Genomic DNA, 1,012 nt, shown 5'->3' with positions numbered 1-1,012 from the left:
GTCGCCGGCCTTCCGCCACCGCGGCGACTTGGCGGTGAGCTCCATCTCCTCGATCGTCGCCACGGTGGCCCCGGCGCCGGTCCGCCCCGAGATCATGAACCAGCGGTGCGAGCGCGTCTTGCCGCTGCGGTCGGTCTTCACCAGGCTGGCCGTGGGGCAGCAGTAGTGGCGGTTCACCTGCGCTTCGGCCAGCAGCCGCCAGTGGTTCTCGGCGGGCACCTCGCGCTGCGGGTCGCGGCGGGCGGCGACGACGTCGAGGCACCAGGTCTGCTTGCTGAAGGGACCGAAGAAGCGGTCGCCGCCGGGCGGCACCGGGTTGCGCACCCGGTCCATCCCGCCCATCGTGCAGACCATCCATTGGTCCTCCTCGGGGCCGGTCTGCACGACCTCGGCCTGCGGGTAGAGCGGGAAGGTCTTGCGCGCGTTCTCGAGCGCGATGGTGCGGCCGGTGCGCGGGTCGTAGACCTCGGGCACGACCTGCGTCACGCGGGTGGCCGAGAAGGCGGCGTCGGTCTGCACGATGCCCTGCTGTCCCTTCTCGGTGGCCAGCGGATCGGGGCCGACGGAGGCGTCCTGGTCGGTCCCCGCGAGGAGCAGCACGGTGCCGTCGGGCAGGGCGACGGCGCTCGGGTACCAGCGCGCGTACTTCATGTCGGAGGGGTCCGCGGGCTGGGTGCTGCGGATGTCGCGCTGATCGCACCCCGGATAGTTGCGCGCCTCCGGGTCGCCGGCGAAGAGCTGCTCGCCGAATGGGTCCCGCTTCCAGTTGTCCAGCGTGCACGGCCGCGCCCGCGGCGCCCAGGTCTCGGTCTCGGGATCGAAGATGTTGACCTTGTAGAGCCCGTTCTGGCTCTGCATGTCGTGGCCGCCGAAGACGTAGACCCGCCCGTCGGCGAGCGTCACGCGCGCGTTGCAATAGGTGTTGTAGTACATCCCGCGCGAGAACCCGACCTCGGTGAACGCCGCCCGGTTGAGCGCGAAGTCGTCCTCGTCGAGCAGCGCGGTGTGGAAC

The 1,012-nt window shown here is 71.0% G+C and carries 1 protein-coding gene; it reads right to left on the bottom strand.

Annotated elements, in window-relative coordinates; translation table 11 throughout:
• Positions 1-1,012 (bottom strand): hypothetical protein (locus tag ACRDSQ_RS18810; RefSeq protein ID WP_431422864.1); only part of this gene is annotated, 1,012 nt, incomplete at both ends.

The sequence above is a fragment of the Actinokineospora sp. genome (assembly GCF_050699995.1).
Taxonomy (GTDB): domain Bacteria; phylum Actinomycetota; class Actinomycetes; order Mycobacteriales; family Pseudonocardiaceae; genus Actinokineospora.
The sequence above is the reverse complement of the archived record's forward strand: the minus strand, read 5'-3'. Positions and strand labels throughout refer to the sequence as shown.